Origin of the sequence: Paenibacillus zeisoli (genome assembly GCF_003994465.1) — a bacterium.
In the GTDB taxonomy this organism is placed as follows: Bacteria; Bacillota; Bacilli; order Paenibacillales; family Paenibacillaceae; genus Fontibacillus; species Fontibacillus zeisoli.
Map to the genome: position 1 here is coordinate 137,164 of NZ_RZNX01000003.1, position 24,478 is coordinate 161,641.

The 24,478-nt window shown below is 50.7% G+C and carries 26 protein-coding genes and 1 riboswitch; of the genes, 7 read left to right on the forward strand and 19 right to left on the reverse strand.

The window, feature by feature from the left end:
- Nucleotides 1-171 precede the first annotated feature (171 nt).
- Nucleotides 172-1,074, forward strand: a complete 903-nt coding sequence (locus EJP77_RS09685) for an SDR family oxidoreductase (protein ID WP_127199034.1) — start codon at nucleotides 172-174, stop codon at nucleotides 1,072-1,074.
- Nucleotides 1,075-1,376: 302 nt separating this feature from the next.
- Here the strand turns inward: EJP77_RS09685 and EJP77_RS09690 are convergent, their stop codons facing one another.
- From EJP77_RS09690 to EJP77_RS09715, 6 genes are all read right to left on the reverse strand, one after another.
- Complete coding sequence (locus EJP77_RS09690) at nucleotides 1,377-3,014, reverse strand: NAD(P)H-hydrate dehydratase (RefSeq protein ID WP_127199035.1); 1,638 nt, start codon at nucleotides 3,012-3,014, stop codon at nucleotides 1,377-1,379.
- Between the two features lie 254 nt (nucleotides 3,015-3,268).
- Complete coding sequence (locus tag EJP77_RS09695; RefSeq protein ID WP_127199358.1) at nucleotides 3,269-4,132, reverse strand: AraC family transcriptional regulator; 864 nt, start codon at nucleotides 4,130-4,132, stop codon at nucleotides 3,269-3,271.
- A 500-nt stretch (nucleotides 4,133-4,632) separates the two neighbouring features.
- Nucleotides 4,633-5,271 carry an NAD(P)-dependent oxidoreductase gene (locus tag EJP77_RS09700; protein WP_127199036.1) on the reverse strand — a complete coding sequence of 213 codons (639 nt, stop codon included), beginning with the start codon at nucleotides 5,269-5,271 and terminating at the stop codon, nucleotides 4,633-4,635.
- 187 nt (nucleotides 5,272-5,458) lie between these two features.
- The gene (locus EJP77_RS09705) at nucleotides 5,459-5,845 is read right to left on the reverse strand and encodes a DUF1634 domain-containing protein (protein ID WP_127199037.1); all 387 of its coding nucleotides are present in this window, start codon (nucleotides 5,843-5,845) and stop codon (nucleotides 5,459-5,461) included.
- A gap of 1 nt (nucleotide 5,846) precedes the next feature.
- On the reverse strand, nucleotides 5,847-6,731 hold the full coding sequence (locus EJP77_RS09710; protein ID WP_221886011.1) for a sulfite exporter TauE/SafE family protein: 885 nt from the start codon (nucleotides 6,729-6,731) through the stop codon (nucleotides 5,847-5,849).
- A complete protein-coding gene (locus EJP77_RS09715; RefSeq protein WP_246021849.1) occupies nucleotides 6,700-7,431 on the reverse strand; it encodes a DUF421 domain-containing protein in 732 nt (243 codons plus the stop codon). Before EJP77_RS09715 ends, EJP77_RS09710 begins: the two co-directional genes overlap by 32 nt.
- Before the next feature lie 193 nt (nucleotides 7,432-7,624).
- Here EJP77_RS09715 and EJP77_RS09720 point away from each other — a divergent pair, with 193 nt between their 5' ends.
- The gene (locus EJP77_RS09720) at nucleotides 7,625-8,566 is read left to right on the forward strand and encodes a hypothetical protein (RefSeq protein ID WP_127199040.1); all 942 of its coding nucleotides are present in this window, start codon (nucleotides 7,625-7,627) and stop codon (nucleotides 8,564-8,566) included.
- A 150-nt stretch (nucleotides 8,567-8,716) separates the two neighbouring features.
- Here the strand turns inward: EJP77_RS09720 and EJP77_RS09725 are convergent, their stop codons facing one another.
- The 5 genes from EJP77_RS09725 to EJP77_RS09745 form a co-directional block, all read right to left on the reverse strand.
- Nucleotides 8,717-8,941, reverse strand: a complete 225-nt coding sequence (locus EJP77_RS09725; protein WP_127199041.1) for a YezD family protein — start codon at nucleotides 8,939-8,941, stop codon at nucleotides 8,717-8,719.
- 104 nt (nucleotides 8,942-9,045) lie between these two features.
- A complete protein-coding gene (cysW, locus tag EJP77_RS09730) occupies nucleotides 9,046-9,906 on the reverse strand; it encodes a sulfate ABC transporter permease subunit CysW (protein WP_127199042.1) in 861 nt (286 codons plus the stop codon).
- An 86-nt stretch (nucleotides 9,907-9,992) separates the two neighbouring features.
- Nucleotides 9,993-10,823 (reverse strand): sulfate ABC transporter permease subunit CysT, encoded by an 831-nt coding sequence (gene cysT, locus EJP77_RS09735; RefSeq protein ID WP_425464233.1) that lies wholly within the window; start codon nucleotides 10,821-10,823, stop codon nucleotides 9,993-9,995.
- Between the two features lie 33 nt (nucleotides 10,824-10,856).
- Nucleotides 10,857-11,888, reverse strand: coding sequence for a sulfate ABC transporter substrate-binding protein (locus EJP77_RS09740; protein ID WP_127199044.1), 1,032 nt, complete (start codon nucleotides 11,886-11,888; stop codon nucleotides 10,857-10,859).
- Nucleotides 11,889-12,330: 442 nt separating this feature from the next.
- The gene (locus tag EJP77_RS09745; RefSeq protein WP_127199045.1) at nucleotides 12,331-13,404 is read right to left on the reverse strand and encodes a lactonase family protein; all 1,074 of its coding nucleotides are present in this window, start codon (nucleotides 13,402-13,404) and stop codon (nucleotides 12,331-12,333) included.
- A gap of 253 nt (nucleotides 13,405-13,657) precedes the next feature.
- On the opposite strand from EJP77_RS09745, the gene EJP77_RS09750 reads away from it, so the two are divergent.
- A complete protein-coding gene (locus tag EJP77_RS09750; RefSeq protein WP_127199046.1) occupies nucleotides 13,658-14,149 on the forward strand; it encodes a CcdC family protein in 492 nt (163 codons plus the stop codon).
- A 69-nt stretch (nucleotides 14,150-14,218) separates the two neighbouring features.
- Here EJP77_RS09750 and EJP77_RS09755 read toward each other — a convergent pair whose 3' ends face one another.
- The 4 genes from EJP77_RS09755 to EJP77_RS09770 are packed head-to-tail and all read right to left on the reverse strand — an operon-like array spanning nucleotide 14,219 to nucleotide 18,852.
- The gene (locus EJP77_RS09755; protein ID WP_127199047.1) at nucleotides 14,219-15,163 is read right to left on the reverse strand and encodes an aldo/keto reductase; all 945 of its coding nucleotides are present in this window, start codon (nucleotides 15,161-15,163) and stop codon (nucleotides 14,219-14,221) included.
- A gap of 23 nt (nucleotides 15,164-15,186) precedes the next feature.
- Nucleotides 15,187-16,137 carry an ABC transporter permease gene (locus tag EJP77_RS09760; RefSeq protein ID WP_425464237.1) on the reverse strand — a complete coding sequence of 317 codons (951 nt, stop codon included), beginning with the start codon at nucleotides 16,135-16,137 and terminating at the stop codon, nucleotides 15,187-15,189.
- 43 nt (nucleotides 16,138-16,180) lie between these two features.
- A complete protein-coding gene (locus EJP77_RS09765; protein WP_127199049.1) occupies nucleotides 16,181-17,665 on the reverse strand; it encodes a sugar ABC transporter ATP-binding protein in 1,485 nt (494 codons plus the stop codon).
- Nucleotides 17,662-18,852 (reverse strand): sugar ABC transporter substrate-binding protein, encoded by a 1,191-nt coding sequence (locus EJP77_RS09770; protein WP_127199050.1) that lies wholly within the window; start codon nucleotides 18,850-18,852, stop codon nucleotides 17,662-17,664. Before EJP77_RS09770 ends, EJP77_RS09765 begins: the two co-directional genes overlap by 4 nt.
- 222 nt (nucleotides 18,853-19,074) lie before the next feature.
- Here EJP77_RS09770 and EJP77_RS09775 point away from each other — a divergent pair, with 222 nt between their 5' ends.
- Nucleotides 19,075-19,461 (forward strand): VOC family protein, encoded by a 387-nt coding sequence (locus tag EJP77_RS09775; protein ID WP_127199051.1) that lies wholly within the window; start codon nucleotides 19,075-19,077, stop codon nucleotides 19,459-19,461.
- Nucleotides 19,462-19,563: 102 nt separating this feature from the next.
- Here EJP77_RS09775 and EJP77_RS09780 read toward each other — a convergent pair whose 3' ends face one another.
- The 4 genes from EJP77_RS09780 to EJP77_RS09795 form a co-directional block, all read right to left on the reverse strand.
- On the reverse strand, nucleotides 19,564-19,797 hold the full coding sequence (locus tag EJP77_RS09780; protein ID WP_127199052.1) for a cold-shock protein: 234 nt from the start codon (nucleotides 19,795-19,797) through the stop codon (nucleotides 19,564-19,566).
- 85 nt (nucleotides 19,798-19,882) lie between these two features.
- Nucleotides 19,883-20,083 carry a cold-shock protein gene (locus EJP77_RS09785; RefSeq protein ID WP_009223993.1) on the reverse strand — a complete coding sequence of 67 codons (201 nt, stop codon included), beginning with the start codon at nucleotides 20,081-20,083 and terminating at the stop codon, nucleotides 19,883-19,885.
- 252 nt (nucleotides 20,084-20,335) lie between these two features.
- Nucleotides 20,336-21,367: an EAL domain-containing protein gene (locus EJP77_RS09790; protein ID WP_127199053.1), complete on the reverse strand. Its 1,032-nt coding sequence runs from the start codon at nucleotides 21,365-21,367 to the stop codon at nucleotides 20,336-20,338.
- Between the two features lie 142 nt (nucleotides 21,368-21,509).
- The gene (locus EJP77_RS09795; RefSeq protein ID WP_127199054.1) at nucleotides 21,510-21,926 is read right to left on the reverse strand and encodes a pyridoxamine 5'-phosphate oxidase family protein; all 417 of its coding nucleotides are present in this window, start codon (nucleotides 21,924-21,926) and stop codon (nucleotides 21,510-21,512) included.
- Nucleotides 21,927-22,059: 133 nt separating this feature from the next.
- Nucleotides 22,060-22,170: riboswitch (TPP riboswitch) on the forward strand.
- Between the two features lie 133 nt (nucleotides 22,171-22,303).
- Here EJP77_RS09795 and EJP77_RS09800 point away from each other — a divergent pair.
- From EJP77_RS09800 to EJP77_RS09810, 3 genes are all read left to right on the forward strand, one after another.
- Complete coding sequence (locus EJP77_RS09800; RefSeq protein WP_127199055.1) at nucleotides 22,304-23,350, forward strand: ABC transporter substrate-binding protein; 1,047 nt, start codon at nucleotides 22,304-22,306, stop codon at nucleotides 23,348-23,350.
- 67 nt (nucleotides 23,351-23,417) lie between these two features.
- Complete coding sequence (locus EJP77_RS09805; protein WP_127199056.1) at nucleotides 23,418-23,711, forward strand: thiamine-binding protein; 294 nt, start codon at nucleotides 23,418-23,420, stop codon at nucleotides 23,709-23,711.
- The gene (locus EJP77_RS09810; RefSeq protein ID WP_127199057.1) at nucleotides 23,708-24,472 is read left to right on the forward strand and encodes an ABC transporter permease; all 765 of its coding nucleotides are present in this window, start codon (nucleotides 23,708-23,710) and stop codon (nucleotides 24,470-24,472) included. The genes EJP77_RS09805 and EJP77_RS09810 overlap by 4 nt, the downstream gene beginning before the upstream one ends.
- The last annotated feature ends 6 nt before the right edge of the window (nucleotides 24,473-24,478 follow it).

Here is a 24,478-nt window from a genome sequence, read left to right on the forward strand (position 1 = left end):
TAGTCTAACTTGTCTTTAAAAAGATGCTATCAATTCACGAGCATAATGTCAATATTTTCAGGCCTCTAACTTCATTCTACTTCTTCCATTTTGCATTTCCAAGGAACCAACCTCTGGGCGAACGCATATGGATGAGCAAGGAAACAAAGATCAGTAGAGGAGACTATCTGTATGACGAACCCTGTATATCCTTATTACGGAAAAGAGACTGTATGCATAGAACAAAAGCTATCCTTCCCTCCCCAGCACCAGGCCAAACAACCCGGCATTGAAAGCCTGATGAATCCAAGACCCATATCCGAGAATCCGGAATACTGCGGAAGCGGCAAGCTGAAAGACAAGATCGCTGTAATTACCGGCGGAGACAGCGGCATCGGGCGGGCGGTGGCCTATGCTTTTGCCAAGGAAGGCGCCGATATCGTCATTGCCTATCTGAATGAGACATCGGATGCCATCGAGACCAAGAACCGGATCGAGGAGCTAGGAAGACGCTGTCTTCTTCTGGAGACCGATCTGAGGTTCAAGGAGAACTGTTCGTCGGTCATTGACGGGACCATTCTGCATTTTGGCCAGCTGGATGTTCTTGTGAATAACCATGCCGTACAGTATCCTCAGAACAGCATTGCTGATATCACAGAGCAGCAGCTCTATCACACGTTCCAGACCAACATCTTCCCCTTCTTTTTTCTAGTGCAAGCTGCTCTTCCTTACTTGCGCAGGGGCTCGGCGATCATCAACACGGCCTCCATTACCGCTTACCAGGGCAAGAAGAACCTGATTGACTATTCCTCAACCAAGGGAGCAATTGTCTCCTTCACCCGCTCCCTCGCCCTGTCACTCGTTGATCAGGGAATCCGGGTCAATGCGGTTGCTCCAGGTCCGATCTGGACTCCACTCATTCCTTCGAGCTTCTCCGCTGAGGAAGTCAGCACCTTCGGTACCGATACACCAATGAATCGAGCTGGTCAGCCTTACGAGCTTGCTCCCGCTTATGTATACCTTGCAAGCAGCGATTCCTCTTATGTGACAGGAGAGACGATTCATGTGAACGGCGGGGCTATGGTGACCAGCTGATCCAGCTCAAGAAATAACCATTCAATTACGTATCTGAGATCGTAGGTATGCCGTAACCGAATAATTAGGGGAGTCAAAAGAAGTAAACTTGTCGATTTCCAACTATTTAATGATGTTAATTAATTGTTGCCCGTGGAACATTTCGTTCAGTCTGAGGTCAGGGTCTCAATAGTGGTGAACTGTAATCTTGCTGCAAAAATCAATTCTACCGCCATGTCGCAGACATCAACCGTCCTACAAAGAAACAACCTACCCGATAGTCCGATAGGTTATCCCAGCCAGCAGCAGCTTTGGCGCGCAGGCTATAGATGCTCAATGATATCTCCGGCGATCAGAGAGGCCGGATTATGCCGTGCGGCCGCCGCCCGCTCGCCGGCGAGGCCGTGCACATATACGCCGAACGCCGCGGCCTGCACGGCGGTAAGGCCCTGGGCCAGCAGACCGGCGATGATGCCGGTCAGCACATCTCCGGCACCCCCGGTGGCCATGGCCGGGGTGCCGGTGGGGTTCACGAAGACGCGGCCATCTTCAGCCGCGATGACGGTGCGCGCGCCCTTGAGCACGAGCGTAACGCCGTGCTCAAGGGCGAACCTGCGGGCCAGGCCGATCCGGTCCCGCTGGACCTCGGCCGTAGAGACGCCCGCAAGGCGCGCCATCTCGCCGGGATGCGGCGTCAGCACCGCCGCTGCATCCCGGCGCTTCCACGCTGCGGGGCCGCCGGCCGCAGCGAGCATATTCAGCGCATCGGCGTCCAGCACAAGCGGACGCCGGGCGCCTTCCCAGAGGGCGCGCAGGAAGGCGCCCTCGCCCTCAAAGCGGCCAAGCCCCGGCCCTGCCGCGAGCACGCTGCGCGTCTCCAGCAGCCGCAGCACTTCGTCCGCTGCGGCTTGGCTCCACCCCTTGCTGCCACCGTCACCTATCGGTGCCAGCATCAGCTCCGGCACCGCGCTAAGCACGTGCGGAGCCAAGGCACCTGGCAGCGCCCAGGTGGCTAACCCGCATCCGGCCCGCAGAGCGGCCTTCGATGCGAGCAGCCCCGCGCCGCTCATGCCTGCGCTGCCTGCGGCCAGCAGCACGTGGCCGTAGGTGCCTTTGTGACCGTCCGGATCACGGCGACGCGAAGGCTGAACCCCAAGCTCACGAATTAGAACTTCTTCCGTGAGCAGGAAGCTGCCTGGCTCATCAGTCTCCGCCAGGCTTGCAGGTATGCCGATGTCCTTCACCACGACATCGCCTGCCACCTTTGCCCCCGGATACTGGGTAAGTCCAGTCTTTAAGAAGGCCAGACATACGGTAATCCGGGCTTGGATACACGGCTCGTAAACCTCGCCTGTATCGGCATTGACTCCGCTTGGGAGATCGGCCGAGATCATCGGCAGCCCGCTCCCGTTCGCCTGCTCGATGAGTGCCGCATAGCTGCCCCGCGGGACACCAGACGTCCCTGTTCCGAGCAGTGCATCAAGGATGCCCGTATATCCGGCAAAGTCCAGCGGCTGCTCCCCGAACACCCTTGACGGAATATTTAACGCGCGAGCTGCCTGCACTTGTGCAGCAGCCTCCCCTGTTATCTGTTCGGGCACCGTTACATAGAGCAAGGTAACCGACATTTCGGCGTTCATTAAATGCCGGGCGGCAACCAGGCCGTCTCCGCCATTATTGCCCTTGCCGATTAGCATTAGCCAGTGTTCTTGACGCAATATCTGTCTAATCTCCGCGGGGCTCTTCTGACATGCGAGCCGTCCCATTCCCAGCACGTCTTCCTCTATGAGTCCCTCTGGCTCCTTCGGGAGCTGCTGTTCCGAGCGAAGCACACACCACCTTATCAGCTCCTCCGCAATAGCACGTCCTGCATTTTCCATCAAGACAGCAGCCGGAATTCCGATTTCTTGTATCGTCTGACGATCCAGCTCCCTCATCTGCTCGGCATCCACAAGCCGCATTTCCGCACGCCTCCCTTGTTAGACCTGAAATACATACCTACCCTAATTTTATCCCTGTTTGCTCTATCCCATATTACCCAACTGGCCAATAAACCTCCTGATTACTTGAATATTCATAGAGTGAACTAGACAAATAACCGTGTGAGCTTATTAAATTTGTATAGTATAGGGTCGTTCTTAAAGACGGTCGCTTTACTCCTTCAGAATTTTCTTGCGGCCATTCCGCAGCTGAAATCTGCTGATCCCCTGCAAACCTAATAAGACTGACCCTTCCTAACAACTGGCACCCACAACTCATTCCTGCGCTCCTCTGGTGGCAGATAGTTCTCAACCGCCGGCAGATAAGCCAAATCATAAGTGGAAGAGGGAACCCACTCCGTATAAAGACGTCTCCATATTTCCTGGAGCTTCTCCGGACCCCCGGGTGCATCGAAAACGGCCCATGTGCTTGCAGGATAGTCCAATAAGGTCATTCCCTCCGGCGGCTCTTGATCCGACCTTACGGACAGTAAGTAGTCGAACTCTTCATTTTCCCCGAATTCCCCGTTCGCGCAGACTCCGAGTATTCCACCCAGTGGGTGTTCACCCAGGCGGAACTCCCAAAGCTTCTCAAAGACTCCTTGATCTCTGGCATCTGCCCAAATGTGCGGAATTACACGGAACGCATTCTCCGTACGTACACGCTCTGATATTCCTACAATTCGGAACGGACCCATCTCCTCAATCCGGTAATTCATCTCTGCATCCCCTCTAATTGACATGTGAAAGGTCATTTTCGGATAGGCTTTGAGCGAGGTTCCCGTAAGACGTGCTGCAGTAGGGGTAACTCCGTGCAGGTTACTGAATGCCCGTGTGAACGCCTCTGGAGAGTCATAGCCATATTTTAGCGCCAGATCAATAACCTTAATCCCGCTATGCTGCAGTTCGAAAGCGGCCAATGTCAGTCTTCGGCGCCGAATGTACTCCGCTAGTGTAACGCCGGTGAGGAATGAGAACATCCGCTGAAAGTGATACGCCGAACAGCAGGCGAGTCTGGCGACTTCCTTATAATCAATCTTCTCCAAGAGATGGTCCTCAACGTAATTGATCGCCCCATTCATTCTCTGAACCCAGTCCATCATCTTGATCAACCCTTCCTCCATCAATCTAACAGACTAGAAAGATGCCTTCCGTGCATTTCTTGCCCACATCTGCAAGGGCCGGTGAACAGCGTGTACTTCATTTCCAGCTTGTTCTCCAAAGTCCTGAATCAGGTATAACAAGACAAAGGCAAGGCCCTGCAGGAGTTAAACTCACACAGTTGAGAATCACACGAATAAGATTCTACAACTATGACTTGTACAACTAAGTTTTACACTCCTAAAATTACACATGTAAAATTACACTACTGGGAATTACACTTCTAAAAGATCACACAGCAAAGAATTACACAGCAAAGAGCAGGGAGCCAAAGCCCCCTGCCCTTGTTGCCGTTCTTCTGCTGTCGATGCATAAGGCACTGCCTTGCTGCGGGTTCGTCATAAGAGCGAAAATCCAACTTTCCTATGAATCCTGGTTCTGACTCCGCCGTATGAATCGCACATCTGGCTCCTAAAGCCCCTATAAGAACCTCACTATACTAATATGCGACTGTGAATCTTCCTCTTACAAAATGGGACTCGTCTACCTCATCAAGCAAAGCCACCGCGTAATCTTCTACAGAAATTCGGCTGTTATCCAGCTCATCGGTCACCAGCTGATTCGTTCCAATCCGGAAGTTCCCGGTACGCTCGCCGGGTTCGATTACAGCGGCCGGGCTGAGATAGGTCCAATCGATATCGGATGCCCGGATAATCTCGTAAGCTTCCGCATGAGCCCGGGCCAGCGGACGCCACTCCTCCGGAAAGGCCGGCGTATCCATAAGCGCCACACCGGGAGCCACTTCTAGACTGCCGGCTCCGCCTACGATAATCAGCCGCCCAGCTCCGCCACGCTTCACCCCTTCCACGAGTGTACGGGCAGCTTCGGACAGCTCATCTTCCTGGCCAAATTTAGGGCCAAATGCGCTGATGACCACATCCTTGCCTGCAGCCGCCTCAGCCACGGAGTCCGGCATAAGAATATCTCCCGTCTTCACTTGCAGCTTCTCATGTTGATCCAAGCCTTCCAGCTTGGACACGTCTCTAAGCACAGCAGTCACCTCATGGCCTCTGCGCAGCGCTTCCTCCAGAATACTTTTACCGATCGTTCCTGTAGCTCCAAACAGTGCAATTTTCATAATATGTATCGCTCCTTCTCTATTTGAAAATGGATGAAATAGACTCCCTTTTCACGTTGTCCTTCTAATATAATTATCCCAACCGTTGAATCCAAAACGCATTCCGGTGTAATTTTCTAGCAGGAGGGCACCTTTAACTTCATAAAAGGCGGCTTTCGCCTCGTCCTTCAATTCCCGTTCGCTTAGCTCAGCCCGCCTTACCCAGCATAAAGCTGATAATCAGAATGATAAAAACCGTAGCTGTAATCCCGACGAACCTGTAGTCCTTCTCCTGCCAGAATACAAACAAAGAGACAAATACCCGGAGAACCGGCGTTAAGATCAGAATCAGCAGCCCTGTCTCGATAACAGCCACCGACTTCATGGCCAGAAGCCCTTCCCAGATGGCTCCGAATCCCAGCGGATAAGTCCCATCCGGATACCCGCTGACACCTGTGACCAGGAACTGCACGAGTCCGATAATAATGACTGCGGCCGCCGCAACCACTCCGATCCGCAGCATTTTGCTAATGGCCAGCTCCACATCAGCAATCCGGCTCGGTGCCTCCCCGCTTGATGGTGTCTGATTCGCCATACTAACCCCTCCATCCCTGGTACAGCATTTGTCCGGCAACGTAAATCATGACCGGGATAAACAGCTTGCGGATCGTCTTGCTCTTCATCCGCTGCATCAATCGTGAGCCGACTGTGGCTCCAATAAGTACACCGAGTGCAACCGGGGCTGAGATGACAGGATTAATATCCCCCCGCAGAAGATAGATCCCGGCGCTGGCCGCCGCAGTGACTCCCATCATGAAGTTGCTGGTTGCCGTTGACACCTTTAGCGGCATCTTCATGAACACATCCATCGCCATAACTTTGAAGCTTCCACTGCCGATTCCCAGCAGTCCTGAGATCACACCGGCTCCATACATGACACTGAACCCCTGAGGAACTTTGTCCACATTATAAGCTACGGTCTGTCCCATGGCCTTGTCGTAATACTCTCCCTGGAGTCCAAGCTTCCTGGCTACAGGATGAAGCGGCACACCAGTGGGAATCTCCTGCTTGCCTTTCTTGATCATGGCATAGGCCGAATATAAGAGAAGCACGGCAAAGATGACATATAAGAATTTAGGAGCAATGACTGCTCCAAGAAAAGCCCCGGTTATAGCCCCCACTGTAGTGGCAATTTCCAGAAACATGCCCACCCGAAGATTCGTAATGCGGTCCCTGATATAGGCGACAGCCGAGCCGCTGGAGGTTGCGATAACCGAGATAATACTGGCTCCGATCGCGTGATTGATATCCACTCCGAACAGCAGGGTTAAGGCAGGTGTAACTACAATCCCGCCCCCAAGTCCCAGGACAGAACCGACTACACCTGCCAATATAGCGATAAAAAAGATTTCGATGACTGTACTCGTCAAGTCTGCAGCTCCTTCGTAGTTATAATGTTTCCTTAAAGGAATTATTGACATCTCCCGGCTGCTTGAAAGGTTTCTTCCGATGCTCCAGCACATACATCCCCTCTTCCGGAGTCCATTCCGCATAGGCTACATCGCTTAAGCTTTCATATCCGCATTTGCGAAGCTCGCTCATAAGCCAGGACTCGTCTTTGTCCAGCAGCTTCAGACTTTCGTAATCCAGCTTGCCGTCTTCAACGAGACTATAGGAGAAGTCAGCCTCCTTCTTGGGCAGGTTCAGATCCTCATGGGTCACCTGCTCGTATTCAGACTTCTTCATAATACTCAGAGTTCCGTTAGCTTCAAAAATAGCATAGGCCACTTCCCGCATGAAGAATACATCATGCTGACGCAGCAGCATCCGCAGCTGATCAAAGTCCAGACTGTTCTTGCGCAGCTCCTTGAGATCCACTTCACCATGCCGAATCAAGATAGAAGCTTTGCCGTCCAAGAATCCTCTTGACCGTTTGAAATACTGGGTAATCTTCTCAAAGACGAATGACAGAGCGGTCCAGAGCAGCAGGGCATACAGCAGCTGGGAGAACTTCACGTCCTCCTGATAGACGGTATTCCCCACAAGCTCACTTAACATAAGGGATGAGATGAAATCGAACGGGGTCAGCTGGGATATTTCCTTCTTGCCCAGCAGCCGTGTCATCGCCCATAGGCCAATAAACCCAATCAAGAGTTTAAACGTTATTTGCTCTAACTCCACAACTCCAACCTCCATTATAACCGATTTATAAGTGCAGAGTATCCTGCCCTTCCGGTACTTGCTATATATATACCCACTGGAGAGCAAAGGATCGCTTGTATTATATCCCGCTCCTGTGCAATAGTGGAGGAAGGGAAAATGATATGGACCAAAAGGCAAGCTTCTACATACGGATTGAAGGAGTGATATCCCGGTGTCTCTTACGCAAGTCTGGTCATGGCTGGCCCAGCAGCCCGCGGGGCCTTATGTGGCCGCTGTGACCGCCCTTACCTTCATAGCCCTCTATACCGCAGCGCGGAGCAGTGCATGGCGGGTAGAGCAGGCCCGCCTGGAGCGGCTTCGCCTCAGCCTGGAGCTGTATGCCGCGGCGGCCGGACCGCTCCAGCGTACACTTGAGCAGCGCGGCGCGGGCGCCGATACAGAGGCGCTGCTCATGGACCGGCTGCAGGCGTGCAAAGCCGCGCCTTACCTGACCGCCGATCTGCAGGGCCAGATCGGCGCTTACCTGGCAGACGGGGACGAAGCCCGTCTGCCGCTGCTTCATAGAGCCTTGGACCGCGAAGCTGTCCGGCTCATGGAAGAGCGGGCGAAGCTGCTTGCAAGAAGCGAGCAGCCCGGTTGGGGCCTCTCGCTGTGGCTGCAGCTTCGGGCCATGCTGCCGTTCGCCTTCGCGGCCGCAGCGGTCCTGCTGACCGCCTGGCTGCTGCAGGCTCTCGGAGCCGCACCCGCTGCCGGCGGCAGCGAAGCCGCTTGGACCCGCGCGGCCATATGGGCGCGCTTCGCCTCCATCCTGCTCTCGCTGCTGCTGCTCTACCCGGTGCTGCTTGAGAACCGCCGCCCCGGGGGCAGCACGATCCTGCTGCGCCTGCTCTCGATCTTCATCGCCCTGCTGGCGCTGATTCATCTCGCAGGCCTCGAGACCTCGCTTTACGTACTTGCCGTCCAGCTCCTGCTGTTCGTGCTCGGCTTCAGCCTCACTGGCACGAAGCCCCGCAAAGCCCGCCCGTTCGCAGGGCATTATGATGACACAACCACGCAGACGCTGCTTCTGAACCCCCCTGCCGGGACTGTCGACAGCGAGGGCCGTCCCGTGAACGGAGCCTTAAGCCCGGAAGACACAGATGCTCGTGAATAACCGTTAATTGAGAGGCGCAGCTTCACTATTTACACACAAAGCCCCGTATCCGGTGCCTTGACTTAAGTCTAAGGTCCGGAATACGGGGCTTTGCTATACAGTTATTCATATCTACTGGGTAAGCACTCAATTCACTTTGTTCTAATCTATTTACCGGGGTCCAGACTCTCGTAAAGCTCTGGGTGAATGCTTGGAGCCTGCTGACACCTTGGCTCCTCGGGAGGCACCTGACTCATATCGCTTGCGTTCCGTGCGTTCCACCTGTACAATCTGTCCCTCATGAACCACAATATTCAGAGAACCAAACTCCATATCGCTTAATAAACCTGCAATTCGATCGAGCCACTCGTCGTCGACGATTAATGGTTTAGCCATAGTCCGCGCCTCCTTCTTCCCGATAGATTTTCACTTCGTATCATCAATCCCTTAATTCCGATTGATTAACTTTGATTAATGTTACCATAGAATGGAAATCCTCGTCAATGTGCATTTTTGCGTGCAAACCAGCCTTTTAGCACCAAAGTCACCAATGCGAGTACAAGCAGCAGAGAAGCAACAGCGAACGATGCCGAGAACTGGTACTCATTATAGAGAATTTCAACATGCAGCGGCAGCGTGTTGGTCTCCCCGCGGATATGTCCAGATACGACGGATACCGCTCCGAATTCACCCATGGCTCTCGCATTACACAGAATAACTCCGTAGAGCAGGCCCCACTTGATATTCGGCAGCGTAATTTTCCAGAATACCGTCCATCCTTTAGCCCCTAACGTAACAGCAGCTTCTTCTTCCTGCTGCCCCTGATCCTCCATAAGCGGGATAAGCTCCCTCGCGACAAACGGGAAGGTAATGAACAAGGTGGCCAGTATAATCCCTGGCAGGGCAAAAATAATCTGAATATTATGGCTATCGAGCCATCCGCCTAGCCAACCGTGTTCCCCGTACACCAGTACATAAATCATACCGCCAATAACCGGAGATACCGCAAAAGGCAGATCGATCAGGGTAATCAGGAACTGCTTACCGCGAAAGCGGAATTTGGTAATTGCCCAGGCAGCGGCAACCCCAAAGATCGTATTCAAAGGCACCGTGATCACGGCAACCAGCAGGGTCAGCCGCAGCGCGGACATCGCATCAGGGTCCACAATGGCCGCAAGGAATACATCCCAGCCCTGTTTCAAAGCTTCAGTTATCACAACAATTAGGGGAAGAACGATCAGCCACAACAGCACTAGCGCCGCCAAGCCTATTAGTGCCCACTTCACCCAGCTTGTCTCTTTCATAGATCTGGTTCTCGGGTTCATTGAACTCCCGGAAGTCATAGGTACAGAACCGGCCATATTGATATCCTCCTTCTTGGATAATGTTCATTTAAGATGCTGCAACACCTTTACAAATTAGCATCTTATACTGGAACCGACAGCCCTTAACGGGCTGTTTTGCGCAGTCTGTGTTGGAGTGTATTAATAATCAACATCAGCAGGAATGAAATCATCAGCAGGAGAAGGGCCACCGCAGTAGCTCCCGCATAGTCGAACTGTTCGAGCTTCGACATAATGAGCAGCGGGGCAATCTCTGTCTTCATCGGCATGTTGCCCGAGATAAAGACGACCGAGCCATATTCTCCAATTCCTCTGGAGAAAGCCAGGGCAAATCCGGTCAGCAAAGCCGGGTAAAGCTGGGGAAGAACCACAACCAAGAAGGTTCTCACTCTGCCCGAACCCAACGTAGCTGCTGCTTCTTCCACTTCTGATTCCAACTCCTCAAGAACAGGCTGAACTGTTCTGACCACGAACGGAATTCCAATGAACATGAGTGCCAGCGTAATTCCAATCGGCGTATAGGCCACCTGGATACCCAGCGGCTCCAGCAGGGAGCCGATCCAGCCCTTATCGGAGTAGATCGCGGTCAGCGAAACCCCGGCTACGGCCGTTGGAAGCGCAAAAGGAAGATCTATCATTGCATCAAATATACTTTTACCGGGAAAATCGTATCTTACCAGAACCCACGCAAGAAGCAGGCCAAGCACAGCATCGATCAGACCTGCAGCCGCAGCTGTCAGGAAGCTGACTTTAAAGGATGCCAGGACTCTCGCATCCGTTGCAATATCCCAGAACTTCCCCCAGGTTAGTCCTGTAGAGTTCAGCAGCAGAGCTGATAGTGGAATCAACACCACTAAGCTGAGATAGAGCACACTATAGCCCATGGTAAGCCCAAAGCCGGGAAGTACTCCCCGCTTGGTAGCTATTGTCTTCATGATTATTCATCCCCTCCGTCTGTCCGGTCGGTACTATTTGCCAGGTACGTAAATTTGGTCAAATACGCCGCCGTCGCTAAAGTGCTCGGCCTGCGCCTTGGCCCATCCGCCAAACTCATCAATCGTGAACAGCTTAATATCCTTGAAGGTATCCTTATATTTCTCCTTAAGACTCTCCAGCGTTGGTCGGTAGAAATTCTCGGCTGCGATCTTCTGACCTTCTTCGGAGTACAGATATTTCAAGTAAGCTTCAGCCACCTCACGGGTACCCTTCTTGTCAACATTCTTGTCCACTACAGCCACAGGCGGTTCAGCCAGAATACTTTCGGATGGATATACAATATCCAATTTGTCTGGTCCAAGTTGTTTCACGGATAGCAGGGCTTCGTTCTCCCAGGCAATGAGTACATCGCCGATCTCACGTTCTACAAAGGTGGTGGTTGCACCGCGAGCTCCTGTGTCCAGAACAGGCACGTGCTGATACAGCTGCTGCACGAACTCCTTCGCTTTGTTCTGATCATTATTGTTATGGTGGAGGGCATAACCCCAAGCGGCCAAATAGTTCCACCGCGCTCCACCCGAAGTTTTAGGATTCGGCGTGATGACTTTGATATCTCCTTTAATCAGATCATTCCAGTCCTTAATTCCCTTCGGATTTCCTTTGCGTACCAGAAAGACAATAGTGGACGTATAAGGCGAGCTGTTCTTCTCAAACTTGCTCTGCCAACCTTTATTAATAAGACCCTTCTTCTGGATGGCATCAATGTCGTAACCAAGCGCCAAGGTGACTACGTCGGCTTTCAGACCATCGATAACTGCCCGTCCCTGCTTGCCTGAGCCCCCATGAGATTGCTTGATCGTAACTTTCTGCCCTTTCTCTTTCTCCCAATAAGCGGAGAACGCCTTGTTGTAGCTTTCATAGAGTTCGCGGGTTGGATCATAGGATACGTTCAGCAGCTCCACGCTATTATCGCTTTTCCCCGAACTTGATCCGCATGCCGCAGTCACCATAGACATAGCCAGCACCAGACTCACAACAATCCCTCTTTTAAATCCTCTCTTCATTCCTATCACTCCCCTTTGTTTAATCTTCTTATCTCTAAAATCATGATCTGGCTGATGCGCCATCTCCTGTGCACACACCTTGAAGTTTTATGAACGACAAAGAAACGCCCTATGCTCCCGGTCAAACCGAGCGGCTGCTCGTGCCTGCCAAGGCCTCTAGAGCGTTCCTCTGTCATTAATATACTACAAATTAAATTTAAAATTAATCCTACCTGTTTAGTAAGTTATGTTTGTTATTTTAATTGTATGCGCCGTATATTGTCAAACCTTTTTTGCGTCAGTTCGCTAAAATATTTCCCCTAGCGCAATCACAGCAAAAAACCACAGCAGAGCCAATCCTGCCATGGTTTTTTGCATACGAATTTATACTAAGTTGGGGCCGTCTGACAATCTGTCGTCAAGCGGAGTTCAGACAGCTTCTCCCCTTACCACTGCATGCTCTTTAACCTTGGGAAGGCTTCGCCAGCGCAGTGCAGACCGGCTTGCCAAGGTGAAGCTCATGTCCCGTCTCTCTAGGAATGCCTGTCTCGGAATCAATGCGGAAGCTGACCAGGTTATCGCTATATTGATGAGCTGCCAGCAGATAGCCGCCAGGGACTATCAGGAAGTGACGCGGTCCTTCACCTCCGCTGGATACCCACTGAGGATCTGACAGCTTGCCGCTCTCCTGGTCAATCCGGTAGCGTACAATGCTGTCATGCCCGCGGTTCGAGCCGTACAGATAGCGTCCGCATGGAGAGATAGCCAATTCTGCACTGGTAGTCTCTGCCGTGAAGTCTTCCGGGATAGTTGAAATATGCTGAAGAATTCCCAAGTCCCCCCGCGGTTCATCAATAGAATAAGCGGTCACTGTATTATTAAGCTCATTAATTCCGTACGCCCACTGACCTGAGGAATGGATTTTGAAATGTCTTGGTCCTGATCCCGGCGGCAGCTTGATCTCTCTGTGTGTCACAAGCTTGCCGTCCTCAACACGGTAAATGACGATCTGATCCATCCCCAAATCGGACACATAGGCGAACTTCCCGCTGCGGTCCAGCACAATGGAGTGCGCATGGGCGGCTTCCTGCCGATCTTCGCGCAGACCCTTGCCCACATGCTTGACCCGGGAAGCGAGCTCCTTAATTGCCCCGTTCCCATCCAGATTATAGCTGCTTACCTCTGCACTCATATAGTTAACAACGAATAACTGGCCTTCCGGCCCTGGTGTATAAGATACGTAGCAGGGTGCGAATCCGCCTGTGGGCTCACGGCTCAGTTCCCGAAGGCTGGCGTCTTCCTGATTAATTTCATACGCGGCAACTTGTCCATCCTCCAGCTCAGCAACGGAATACAGCCTCGTTCCCTCTTCATTAACAATGACAAAAGAGGGATTCTCAATACCGGAGGTGCTCTGAATCAAACGAAGCTCTCCGGTCTCTTTATTCAAGGCAGCTAGATGAATTCCGCCATCCTCTGCCGAAGCATAACTGCCAACATACAACAAAATATCATTCTCCTGGCTTTGGTTTGTCATTTGCCTCAGGTCTCCTTCTCATATATTCCTATATAATAGAACTTCGCTCCCCAAATAGGCTTACTCTTGATATGAAAGGCCTTCACTCAGCTCATATCAGTGATGCTCATATAAATTGTAATATAAGGAGGTAGTCAATTCTATATACCCGAATTGAGCCATCTGATCTCTGTTCTCTTCTATTCAATCCTTCAGCATAGTTGTGATATAATGAGAAACAGAATTGTTCATCTATTGAAAGGGGCCTGAATTTATGCAGCTCAGTCCTAGTTATCTACAGATCGCCGCCACAGCAGGCACTTTGATTATGGCCCTGCTAACTATATTCATCCGTCTCAAGGCGAGCAAGAGGCCGGTAACGGTTAAGAAGATTATCATGCCTCCTGTAGGTATGACGACCGGATTCTTCATGTTCATCGTGCCTGCCGTTCGGATTCCCTGGTTGTGGGGAATTGCCGCCTTTGCCGTGGGATGGCTGTTATTCTCTTACCCGCTGATCCGAAGTACCAAGTTCGAAGTCACGGAGGGTCAGGTATTCGCACAGCGTTCCCGCAGCTTTATTGTCGTCCTGCTCGGACTGCTCGCCGTTCGGATGCTGCTTCATGAATTCATCGAGCAATATGTCTCCGTGCCGCAGACGGGCGCCCTGTTCTTCCTGCTGGCTTACGGAATGATTCTCCGCTGGCGGTTGTTCATGTGGAAACATTATCAGACTATTCTCAAGGGTTCAGCTCCAGTTAAATAAGAACAAGAAGGGATGTCCCTAAGCCATGGATTGGCGGTTTGGGACATCCCTTCTTGTCTGTATCCAAGATTAACTTGTGACGAATAACCGATTAATCTTCTCTACATCCTCTGCGGCGATCTTCCACCCGGAAGCCGCGATATTCTCCTCTACTTGTTCCACCGTCTTCGCCCCGGCAATGACACTGCTTACTGCAGGGTTAGCCAGCAGCCAATTAATGGCCAGCTGCCCGAGGGGCTTCCCATAACTTTCGGCAACCTCCTCCAGCTTCTGAACCTTGATCAAGTTCTGTTCATAATTATCTTCGCTAAATAATGGATTTAGCGCAGATCTCACATCGTCCGGGTTCGGCTTGTTAGCTGGATTGAACTTACCCGTAAGCAGGCCTTGGGCCAAAGGACTGTATGGAATGAAACCAATTCCTTGTTCAGCAGCATGTGGGAGCGGCCCCTGCTCTACATCTCTCTGCAGGATGTTATACAGAGATTGCAGGGACACTACAGGTGACAGGGCCGCCGCTTCGGTCAACTGTTCCACTGAGAAGTTGGACACGCCGATATACCGGATTTTACCCTGCTCAACCAGTCGGTTTAATGTATCAAAAGTTTCTTCAAAAGGGGTGCTTCCCGACGGGTCAGGCCAGTGCACCTGATACAAATCAATATAGTCTGTCTGCAGACGGCGAAGACTTGCCTCCACTTCACGAATAATACTTTCCCTGAATACGTCATTGCGAATGCTTCCTGCATCGTCCCAAGCGAGGCCGAACTTGGTAGCCAGAATAACCTTATCTCTTATGGGCCTAAGCGTGCGGCCAAGAACCTCCTCCGACTCGCCAAATCCATACACAGGTGCCGTATCAAAAAAATTCACTCCCAGCTCATAGGCCCTGTGAATGGCACGCTCAATCTGGTTCTCCGATACTTCGCCCCAGCCCGCCTTCCCGGCAGCCCAGGCTCCGAATCCGATCACTGACGTATGTAAATCACTGTTTCCAAGTCTTCTTGTTTCCATCTTGATCTCTCCCAACCGGGTTTTTATCTATCTTTGCGCAGGAATGAGAATGCCAGCGCCAGGACAAGGATAGATCCCTTGATAATATCCTGTGCAAAGTACGGAACGTTCATCATGGTTAAGCCATTGAGCAGTACACCGATCAGAATCGAACCAAGCAGCGTACCCACGACGTTGGGCCGTTTATCCCCGAATAAGGCGTACCCTATATAGGCGGATGCTACGGCATCCATCAGAAGAGGAGCTCCGGCTGAGACCTGTCCGGTCCCAATCCGGCTTGCCAGCACAATCCCGCCGATTGAGGCGAACAGGCCGCTGATCACATAAGCCAGCACCCGGTACCGGTTGACCGGGATTCCGAACAGATTGGCTGCCTCCGGGTTCCCTCCGACCATGTACATATGGCGTCCTAACGTTGTTTTCTCGAGGAATAGATACGCAATCAGAACGAAGACCAGCATGAGAACTACCGCCACCGGAATACCGATGACTTCGCCTTGACCGATGAACAGAAAGGATGGAATAAATCGGCCCGTCTGTTCCCCCGCGGCTCCCGGCATCCCCTCGTAGATGGAATAGCCTTTGGTATAAGTCATCTGAATTCCGTTTACGATGTACATTACCGCCAGAGTTGCCAGCAGATCCGGAAGTTTGATTTTCACTACGAGAAAAGCATTAAACAGGCCGACGAGCACCCCGCACAGCAGTGGAATGAGTATAGTGATGAACAGCTCCTGGCGATGGAGAATCAGCGCTGAAGCCGCGGCAATCGTCGCCAAGCTGGTTGTAGAACCCACGGAGACATCAAATCCGTCTACGACGAGGCTGAAAGTAACGCCCAGAGCAAGAAATGTCGTTATCGAGATTGCTTTAAGAATATCCTTCAGATTATTGTAGGTTAGAAAATGATCATTCACGATTGAGAAGAAAGCGATGACTGCAATAATGATAAGGATAGCTCCATAACGAAAAATATACCCGGTGACCGGATTAACAGCCCTGACTGGCTGTAGTGCTTTAACTGTGCTCAACTGTCTTGGCCTCCTTGTCTGCTGCAAGCAGCAGTTCATCCATCGTAATATCGAAAGGGTCGAACTCCTCCTGAATCTGCCCATCAGCTAGAATCAGAATCCGGTCAGAGATACGAAGTGCCTCATCCGGTTCTGCCGTGAAATATAATATTGAAGTTCCCTGATCCGCAAGCGATTCAATCATTTGAAAAATGGCCTCTCTCGCGGCAACATCAATCCCTTTCATGGGCTCATCAAAAATGGCCAACTCTCTCTTGGCTGCGAACCATTTGGCAATGGCCACCTTCTGCTGGTTCCCGCCGCTAAGCTTTCCAGCTAAATGAGACGGAGAGTTCGGACGGATCGTAAAGGAAGCAATAAGATCCCGGCTGTACTTCAGTTCGCGGGACTTCGAGATCAGACCTTTAAAGGATAGGGCAAGATGAGTTCTTATATCTTCTCTTTTCCATATTCCATGGCGTCCCCGTTCCTCCGGAACGAATGCGATTCCCCGTCTTACAGCCTCGGAGGTGCTGCCAATACGCTGCTCCTCTCCTTTAATGATGGCTCTATAGCTGCCCCTTACACCAAACAGCTTCTCTGCAAATTCAGTCTTTCCGCTTCCAAGAAGACCAAACACCGTAAGGATCTCTCCCTCCTTAATCTGGAGATCAATCTCTGGCCGTTCCGCATCCAGACGGAGTTCTCTCACCTCGAACTGAACTTGCTTGCTTTCGTCATTCGGTAATGCTCTCCGGGCTATAATTGATTCTCCCCCCGTCATCGCTTCAACTACCTCTTCAGGTGTTGTCTCCCCGGAAGGACGCTGCAATATCGTCCTCCCTCCTCGAAGGACCGTAATAACTTCAGCTAACGAGAACACTTCATGCAGCTTATGGGAGATAAGCACAATGCCAATCCCCTGGTTCTGCAGCTTACGAACCACCTGGTAGAATCGCTCGGCCTCTTTATGGTCGAATGCTGCCGTAGGTTCATCAAGCAGTAAGAATTTCGCCTGATTGCTTACTGCTCGAACTATCGATAACATCTGCTTCTCATAAAGGGACAGACGGCTTACTGGCAGATCCACATTCAGAGTAAGACCATATTCAGCAAGCAGCAGCCTTGCCCTCTGCCTATTCAATTTCTTGTTAAATAAGATTGCCCGTTCCTTCTTTAATAGAGATACCGTAAGATTCTCATGCACAGACAACTGCGGGACAAGGCCGCGATCTACTTCTTGCGTAAGAAACACTACACCTTTGGATACAGCATCGGACGGGTTCTGAAATACGACTCGCTCACCATCAATTACAACCTCCCCTTCCAGTGGAGAATAGAGACCTGCAGCAATATGCATCAGGGTGCTCTTCCCTGCTCCATTCATACCGAGTAGAGCATGCACTTCTCCAGGATGAATTGTAAGATGGGCCTTCTGCAGAACTGGTCCGCTGCCAAAATCATGCGTTATATCGCGAAGCTTTAGCGTCATTTCGCTAAGCCTTTCTCCAGCTCAGTCATCCACGGAGAGCGGGCCTCATCGGATTTGCCCCAGCCTGGAACATATTTATCCAGATCCGTGAAGGATATTTTCTCTTTGGGAAGCACAGTACGGTCAATAAGGTGAGGCTCAATAGACACATCTTCCGGCACCTGCTCGCCGGCAATTTTCTGATAGGCAAGCCGGGCTTGAACCTTGCCTACGTCACCGGGATTGGTAGCTGATGCTGCCTGCCATGGGCTGTTCGGATCCTGGAAGAGAGGAAGCTCCTCATCGGTCAGATCGATTCCGTACACCTTAATATCCGTACGCCCAGCCTGCTTCAGCGCCTGAAGTGCACCACGGGTGAATTCGTTCCAATTCGAATAGATCGCATTAAGATCTCCAGGGTTGGGATATTTCTTTAATAAGGCCTCGACTTGAGCTTGGGTATCCAAAGAAGTATTAGAAGTTACACTTCCGAAACGGGCTACCTCCTTAATATTCGGATAGCGCTTCTTGAAAGCGTCAATGATAACTTGACGGCGCTCCATCGGCAGGTAACCCGCTACCCACAGTACCGCTATGTTCCCCTTGCCATTCAGATCACCCGCAAGTTTCTTAAGAGACTGCCATGCAAGCAGATAATCATCCTGATTAATTGCAGATACTCCAGGAAGGTTAAGATCACTGTCATAGGCCACTACAGGTATTCCCGCTGCCAACGCCTTTTTCACTGCTGGCTCTAGAGCTTGAGCCGTTCCATTATTAACAAGGATTGCATCCACTTTCTCATTTACAGCAGCCTCAATATTGGAAGCCATTTTGGCAAGATCATTCGCAGAATCATAGATTTTCAAATCTCCGCCAAACGCATCAACTTGCTCCTGTACTCCTTTGTTGTAAGAATTAAAAAATGATCCAGATGTAATCCGAGTGACCAGGGCTATACGCACAGGCTTCTTCAGCTTCTCGGGAAGTTCTGCAGACCCTGTGGTACCGGCTTTTCCGGCTGCTCCCGTTGTTTTCTCAGCGGCAGTCTTATTCTCTTCACCGCTGACTTTGGTCGTTGCTGAATTGTTCGTGTCTTTCGTATTCACCTGGACATCCGCCTTCTGATTTGAGCTGGATTGTTCATTGGTGCATGCCGACAGGATGATCACAACCACAATCAGCATCAAGCTAAGCCATTTCTTCATATAAATTCCCCCAGTTAAATTGATTTCGGCTGTTCGATATATAAGTAAACCAAGCGACTTAGCCGGAATTTATCTTATGGTAAATCCCACCTCTACCCCTGTCAATATATAAAACATATCTATTATTAATAGATTTAATTGATCCGAAATCCGACTTGACAAGTGGGTCTTATACTCGCATAATCGTTATAAATTTTATATAGGAGAAGGAGACGGATACATATGGCTAAGCGAAAGGTTGATCATGTCGGGGTAGTGGTTCGAGATATCGAGGCATCCATTCAATTCTATACGGAGGTGCTTGGACTTGAGTTAAAGGGAACTCTGCCTCATTCCAACGGGATCTTTAAGCTGGCCTTCCTTGGATTCGGGGGCAGTAATGAAACGGAGATTGAGCTGATTCAAGGCTACAGCGATACGCTGCCATCCGAAGCAACCGTGCATCATTTTGCTATTACGGTTCCGGATATTGAAGAGGAATTTCAGCGTATCAAATCCATTGAACACGTGCAGTTCGTTGATTCGGAGATAACCACCCTGCCTAACGGATACCGGTACTTCTTCATCTACGGACCCGAGAAGGAATGGATTGAGCTGTTCCAGCGCTAGGTTAGAAGAATTGGCCAGGAACAAGGGCCCAAGTACAAATCGAACTCCTTAACAAAAGAGGCCGCCGTATGGGTATACGGCGGCCTTAATTGGGTTACAGGCTTACTGATCGATTTGAACACCCTTCTTGAGGGACTTCATATCGGCATTGTTATTTACGAGCAAGGGAAGCATTTTTGAACTCTTCTCCATCTCAGAAGAACATAGAGGGCAAGCAGGAGTGTAGTCAAACGCAAAATTATCCCTCATCCATCCGTTACAACTGTCATTGGTGCAGGACCAAATCGGTGTGATCTCCTCAGGAATTTCTTCTAACGTTTTTTTTCGATAATTCATGATTATCCTCCTTCTGTTCCAACCTCTAAAAAAGAAAAAGAAAAAACTGCCCCTAACGCACACGTTAAGGGCAGTATGGTTTGCGTTACAGTTTTACAACGTTTTCAGCTTGCGGTCCGCGGTTGCCTTGAACAACGTTGAATTGTACGCGCTGTCCTTCGTCAAGCGTCTTGAAGCCTTCGCCAGTGATTGCGCTGAAATGCACGAATACATCGTTGCCGCCTTCAACTTCGATGAAGCCAAAGCCTTTCTCAGCGTTAAACCATTTAACTGTTCCTGTTTCCATTTGGGGTAGCCTCCCTAAAAGTAAAAAAAATTAATATGCTCCTTTTTTCCGTAAAAAAAAATTCACACATTGAAAAAAGTTCCAGCTTGTGTAAGTGACACTCTTTTCAATATGAGAATATCGCTCCAGGAGTCAATTGATTTCATTATACCCCTGTTTCCAGCAAAAAGCAAATGCGGACCGACATCTGCTGGAAGAGATGGAAAAAATAAGGCACCCGCCTAAGATGCCTTATTTAGCGGGTCAGACGGCTCATTGTGTCAGGCCCTGCGGCGGCTCGGGCATAGGCTTGCCGAACAGATACCCTTGGGCAAAAGCAGCTCCATGCGCACGGCAGAATTCAAAATCTTCGCGCTCCTCAATCCCTTCCGCCAACACATAGCCGCCAAAGTCCTTTGCACGCTCAATAATATTCAGAATCTCCTGCTGCTTTCGTTTGTCCCGGCTGCTCCCATCCACTAGGCTCCGGTCAATCTTCACATAATCCGGTTTGAGCCGGGACATCTCCGCAAGCGTGGAATAACCCGATCCCACATCATCGAGCGCCACCGAGATTCCGTTTTTGCGATACTCGTCAAATATATCCACCAGGTTATTCATATTATGAATCTGCTCGGTCTCCACCACTTCGAACACGAAGTCTTTAGGGTCCAATGAGTGACGCTCTATAGCCTCAAAAGTATGAGTTAAGCAATACTGCGGATTATAAATGGAGGATGGAAGAAAATTAATAAACCGTTTGAATCCTCTAGGAAGGTGAAGCGCACTAATCTCAATGGCTGAAATGCGCGCAGCCCGGTCAAGGAAAGAGTGCAGCCCCGTCTCACGGGCAATTTCAAACAATTCAAATGGATTAAAGGGATACTGGGCGGAAGAGGGTCGCATCAGAAATTCGAAACCCACCACTTCTTCCCGATGACTTACGATAGGCTGCATATAGCTGGTGAATCTCTCTTCAACAATAATGTCCACAATGCCATGATGATGAAATCTTGCTTCCATTTGAGCAAGCGATACCCATACAGGCCGATCGGGGAGGGATTTTACTCCTTCAATATTCATATACATCTCAGATTCATCGGCCCAAGCCGTCTTACGTATGCACTGAATTAACTCAAGAATCTCCGCTCTGGAGTGATATGCAACCGAGCAGATATGGTTGTCACAAATGACCTGGAACCCTTCCTGAGTCAATAGGGATATGAATTCAGAAGTAATTGGGCGAAGGGAAATGACTCCGTTGTCTTCAATGGGACGCCCAACTCCACAGCTGCTGCAGATCATAAGCACTCTCCTTGGCATTTTTTGCCGAAATGTGTCGATTTTATTATAACATGCGCTCAGTACAATATATAGAAATTTCACCTTGATTCACGCATAAAACCCGGAACCATGGTCCCGGGCAATGTGAATATACTAGGTTAGGTTACGCCGTCCATACCTGACGTTCTTCACCCTTGGGTACGAACTCGATTCGTGATGGGGTCAGCTTGATCACGACATAGTCAGGATCATCCGGCCCGTCCAGGTACTGTTTGAAGTCATCTCTCCAGACCTTAGACTTCAGGCTGTCGTCGCTGCTGACGGTTGCCTCGCCCTCAATCTCAACGATATCACCAGTCCCCCCCTGCTCAAATCCTAGCAGAAGCGCAGCCTTAGGGTTGTTCTGAAGCTCCTCCACCTTATGTGTCTTGCGGTCGGTAGCCAAATATATAGTCAGTCCCTCGTGGTAAATGGCCATGTAACGCACCTTTGGTCCACCGTTCTCGACAGTTCCAAAGGAACCAAACTTGTTTGCCTTCAAGGCTTGTTCAATTTGCGTCTCCAATTGCTGACGATCCATGACAATTGCTCCCTTCCTATTTCAAAATGGCGCTCACCGTTAGTGTACCCACAGGTGTGCAGGATGAACCGCTTATTCCCCCTCATTTACTGGACAAGGTCAGAGGGTGGGACTATAATACTCCTAGTAATAAATTCAAGACCCGGGGAGCTGGAATTTGGCCGGCTGAGAGTGCATCCCCAAGATGCTAACCCGTATACCTGATCTGGATAATGCCAGCGTAGGAACGAGAAATGTTTGGTAATTCCAATCTTTCATGCGCACGAAGGCGTCCTGCCCAGGACGCCTTTTTCTTTGCATTACACCACTCAAGACTGTTCGGTTGAAAGGTCAGGAACAGGGTACAATTATACTTTAAGGAAAAGGGGCATTTATCAATGAAAAAGAGATCGTGGAGCCTGCTTCTGCTGGTCTGTGTGATCCTGCTTGCAGCTTCAGGCTGCGGAACTTCCAAGCCGGCGGACAATGGCGGCACTGCAGCCGGCACCAAGACAACACCTGCCGCGGAGAAGACGAAGGAACTGAAGGATATCAAGGTCGTGCTCGACTGGACTCCGAATACGAATCATACCGGACTTTTTGCCGCCAAGGAGCTAGGATATTATAAGGATGCCGGATTAAATGTAGATATTATTCAGCCCGGCAGTGGATCTGCCGATACGATGATCGCTTCCGGAGCTGCCCAGTTCGGTGTCAGCTACCAGGAGAGCATTACGCAAGGCCGCACACAGAACGTGCCATTGGTATCCCTTGCGGCAGTTATTCAGCACAACACCTCAGGCTTTGCCGCACCGGTGGATCGCAAGATCAAATCTCCCAAAGACTTTGAAGGTAAGAAATACGGCGGCTGGGGCTCTCCGGTTGAAGAAGCTGTGATGAAGTCCATCATGGAACTTCAGGGCGCCGATGTGTCCAAGGTCACCAATATCAATATCGGAGAAGCCGATTATTTCACAGCCGTGAAACGGGATATTGATTTTGCCTGGATCTATTATGGCTGGACCGGGATTGAAGCCGAGCTTCGCGGACAACCGCTCGATATGCTCTATGTCAAAGACTACTCAGAGAAGCTTGATTATTACACACCCGTTATTGCTTCCAGCGAGAAGGTCATCGCAAGCGACCCTGAAATGGTCAAAGCCTTCATGAGTGCGACCTCCAAAGGGTATGAGTATGCGATTGACCACCCCGAAGAGGCGGCCAAGATTCTACTCAAGGCTGCGCCGGACTTGGACGAGAAGCTGGTTGTGGCCAGCCAGAAGTGGCTGAGCCCGCGATATAAGGACGATGCCCCGCGCTGGGGAGAACAAAAGGAGTCCGTCTGGAAGAATTACTCCGATTGGATGTACGAACGCAAGCTGCTGGATAAGCCGCTGGATGTGAAGAAGGCGTTCTCCAATGATTACCTTCCAGAAGCCAAGTAAGACGGCTTGCATGATGCACAGCCCTCCAACTCGCACCTGTCTTGTTATATAGGAAGGAGAATTATCTATGGCAAATACCCTGCTAAGTATACAAATTATCCCGCGGACTCCTGGCGGCGAAGACGTAATTCCTTATGTCGACCGGGCCATTGAGGTCATTCAGGCTTCCGGTGTGAAGCATCAGGTGAACGCGCTTGAGACCACGATGGAAGGTGAGCTTAGCGAGCTCCTGGATATTGTTAAGAAGATGAATGAAGCCGTGATTGAATTCGGAAGTCCCAGCATTATCTCTCAGATCAAAATCTTATACACACCGGAAGGTGCAAGTATGGATAAGCTGACCGAGAAGTACCGTCCATGAGATCCTGGTTCAAAATGGTATGGCCGCCCCTTGTGGCGGTCATCTTGTTTATTCTCATCTGGCAGCTCGGGACCTCGGTATTCGCAATTGATAAATGGGTGCTTCCGAGTCCTTCCGATATTGGAAGAGAAGCCGCCGCTGACCCGGCGAATCTGTGGACCAAGACCTTGTCCACGCTTCAGCTCACCCTGCTTGGACTCGTCATTGGCCTTGCTGTAGGACTTATTATCGCAATTGCACTTCATTTCATACCTGTGTTGAAATCAGCCCTGTATCCGCTGATCATCCTGAGTCAGAACATTCCCACAATCGCCCTGGCTCCACTGCTGGTTGTCTGGTTTGGCTTTGATCTGACGCCAAAGCTGATCATTATCACCCTGGTCTGCTTCTTCCCGGTTGCAGTGGCGACACTTGACGGGCTGTCCCGGACCGATCATGTCATGCTGAACTACATGCGGATGATTGGAGCCAGCAAGGGTCAGATTTTCAGAAAGCTGGAGCTGCCCTATGCGCTTCCTTCCATCCTCTCTGGCGTGAAGATCGCTTCAACCTACAGCGTAATGGGAGCCATTATCGCCGAATGGATGGGAAGCGGAAGCGGCATCGGCCAGTATATGATGATGCAGAAGTCTTCATTCCGGACGGACCGGATTTTTGTCGCCATTATGATCATTGTGGTCATGAGCCTGCTGCTGTTCACACTGATTGTGCTGCTGGAGAAATGGCTGATCCGCTACAAGCCGGATCAGGAGAAGCATTAAGGAGGG

Coding starts and splice junctions, on each gene's coding strand:
- EJP77_RS09685 (WP_127199034.1), top strand. CDS start 172: ATGACGAACCCTGTATATCCTTATTACGGAAAAGAGACTGTATGCATA.
- EJP77_RS09690 (WP_127199035.1), bottom strand. CDS start 3,014: ATGCGGCTTGTGGATGCCGAGCAGATGAGGGAGCTGGATCGTCAGACG.
- EJP77_RS09695 (WP_127199358.1), bottom strand. CDS start 4,132: ATGGACTGGGTTCAGAGAATGAATGGGGCGATCAATTACGTTGAGGAC.
- EJP77_RS09700 (WP_127199036.1), bottom strand. CDS start 5,271: ATGAAAATTGCACTGTTTGGAGCTACAGGAACGATCGGTAAAAGTATT.
- EJP77_RS09705 (WP_127199037.1), bottom strand. CDS start 5,845: ATGGCGAATCAGACACCATCAAGCGGGGAGGCACCGAGCCGGATTGCT.
- EJP77_RS09710 (WP_221886011.1), bottom strand. CDS start 6,731: ATGTCAATAATTCCTTTAAGGAAACATTATAACTACGAAGGAGCTGCA.
- EJP77_RS09725 (WP_127199041.1), bottom strand. CDS start 8,941: ATGGCTAAACCATTAATCGTCGACGACGAGTGGCTCGATCGAATTGCA.
- cysW (WP_127199042.1), bottom strand. CDS start 9,906: ATGGCCGGTTCTGTACCTATGACTTCCGGGAGTTCAATGAACCCGAGA.
- cysT (WP_425464233.1), bottom strand. CDS start 10,823: ATGAAGACAATAGCTACCAAGCGGGGAGTACTTCCCGGCTTTGGGCTT.
- EJP77_RS09740 (WP_127199044.1), bottom strand. CDS start 11,888: ATGAAGAGAGGATTTAAAAGAGGGATTGTTGTGAGTCTGGTGCTGGCT.
- EJP77_RS09745 (WP_127199045.1), bottom strand. CDS start 13,404: ATGACAAACCAAAGCCAGGAGAATGATATTTTGTTGTATGTTGGCAGT.
- EJP77_RS09750 (WP_127199046.1), top strand. CDS start 13,658: ATGCAGCTCAGTCCTAGTTATCTACAGATCGCCGCCACAGCAGGCACT.
- EJP77_RS09755 (WP_127199047.1), bottom strand. CDS start 15,163: ATGGAAACAAGAAGACTTGGAAACAGTGATTTACATACGTCAGTGATC.
- EJP77_RS09765 (WP_127199049.1), bottom strand. CDS start 17,665: ATGACGCTAAAGCTTCGCGATATAACGCATGATTTTGGCAGCGGACCA.
- EJP77_RS09770 (WP_127199050.1), bottom strand. CDS start 18,852: ATGAAGAAATGGCTTAGCTTGATGCTGATTGTGGTTGTGATCATCCTG.
- EJP77_RS09775 (WP_127199051.1), top strand. CDS start 19,075: ATGGCTAAGCGAAAGGTTGATCATGTCGGGGTAGTGGTTCGAGATATC.
- EJP77_RS09780 (WP_127199052.1), bottom strand. CDS start 19,797: ATGAATTATCGAAAAAAAACGTTAGAAGAAATTCCTGAGGAGATCACA.
- EJP77_RS09785 (WP_009223993.1), bottom strand. CDS start 20,083: ATGGAAACAGGAACAGTTAAATGGTTTAACGCTGAGAAAGGCTTTGGC.
- EJP77_RS09790 (WP_127199053.1), bottom strand. CDS start 21,367: ATGATCTGCAGCAGCTGTGGAGTTGGGCGTCCCATTGAAGACAACGGA.
- EJP77_RS09795 (WP_127199054.1), bottom strand. CDS start 21,926: ATGGATCGTCAGCAATTGGAGACGCAAATTGAACAAGCCTTGAAGGCA.
- EJP77_RS09800 (WP_127199055.1), top strand. CDS start 22,304: ATGAAAAAGAGATCGTGGAGCCTGCTTCTGCTGGTCTGTGTGATCCTG.
- EJP77_RS09805 (WP_127199056.1), top strand. CDS start 23,418: ATGGCAAATACCCTGCTAAGTATACAAATTATCCCGCGGACTCCTGGC.
- EJP77_RS09810 (WP_127199057.1), top strand. CDS start 23,708: ATGAGATCCTGGTTCAAAATGGTATGGCCGCCCCTTGTGGCGGTCATC.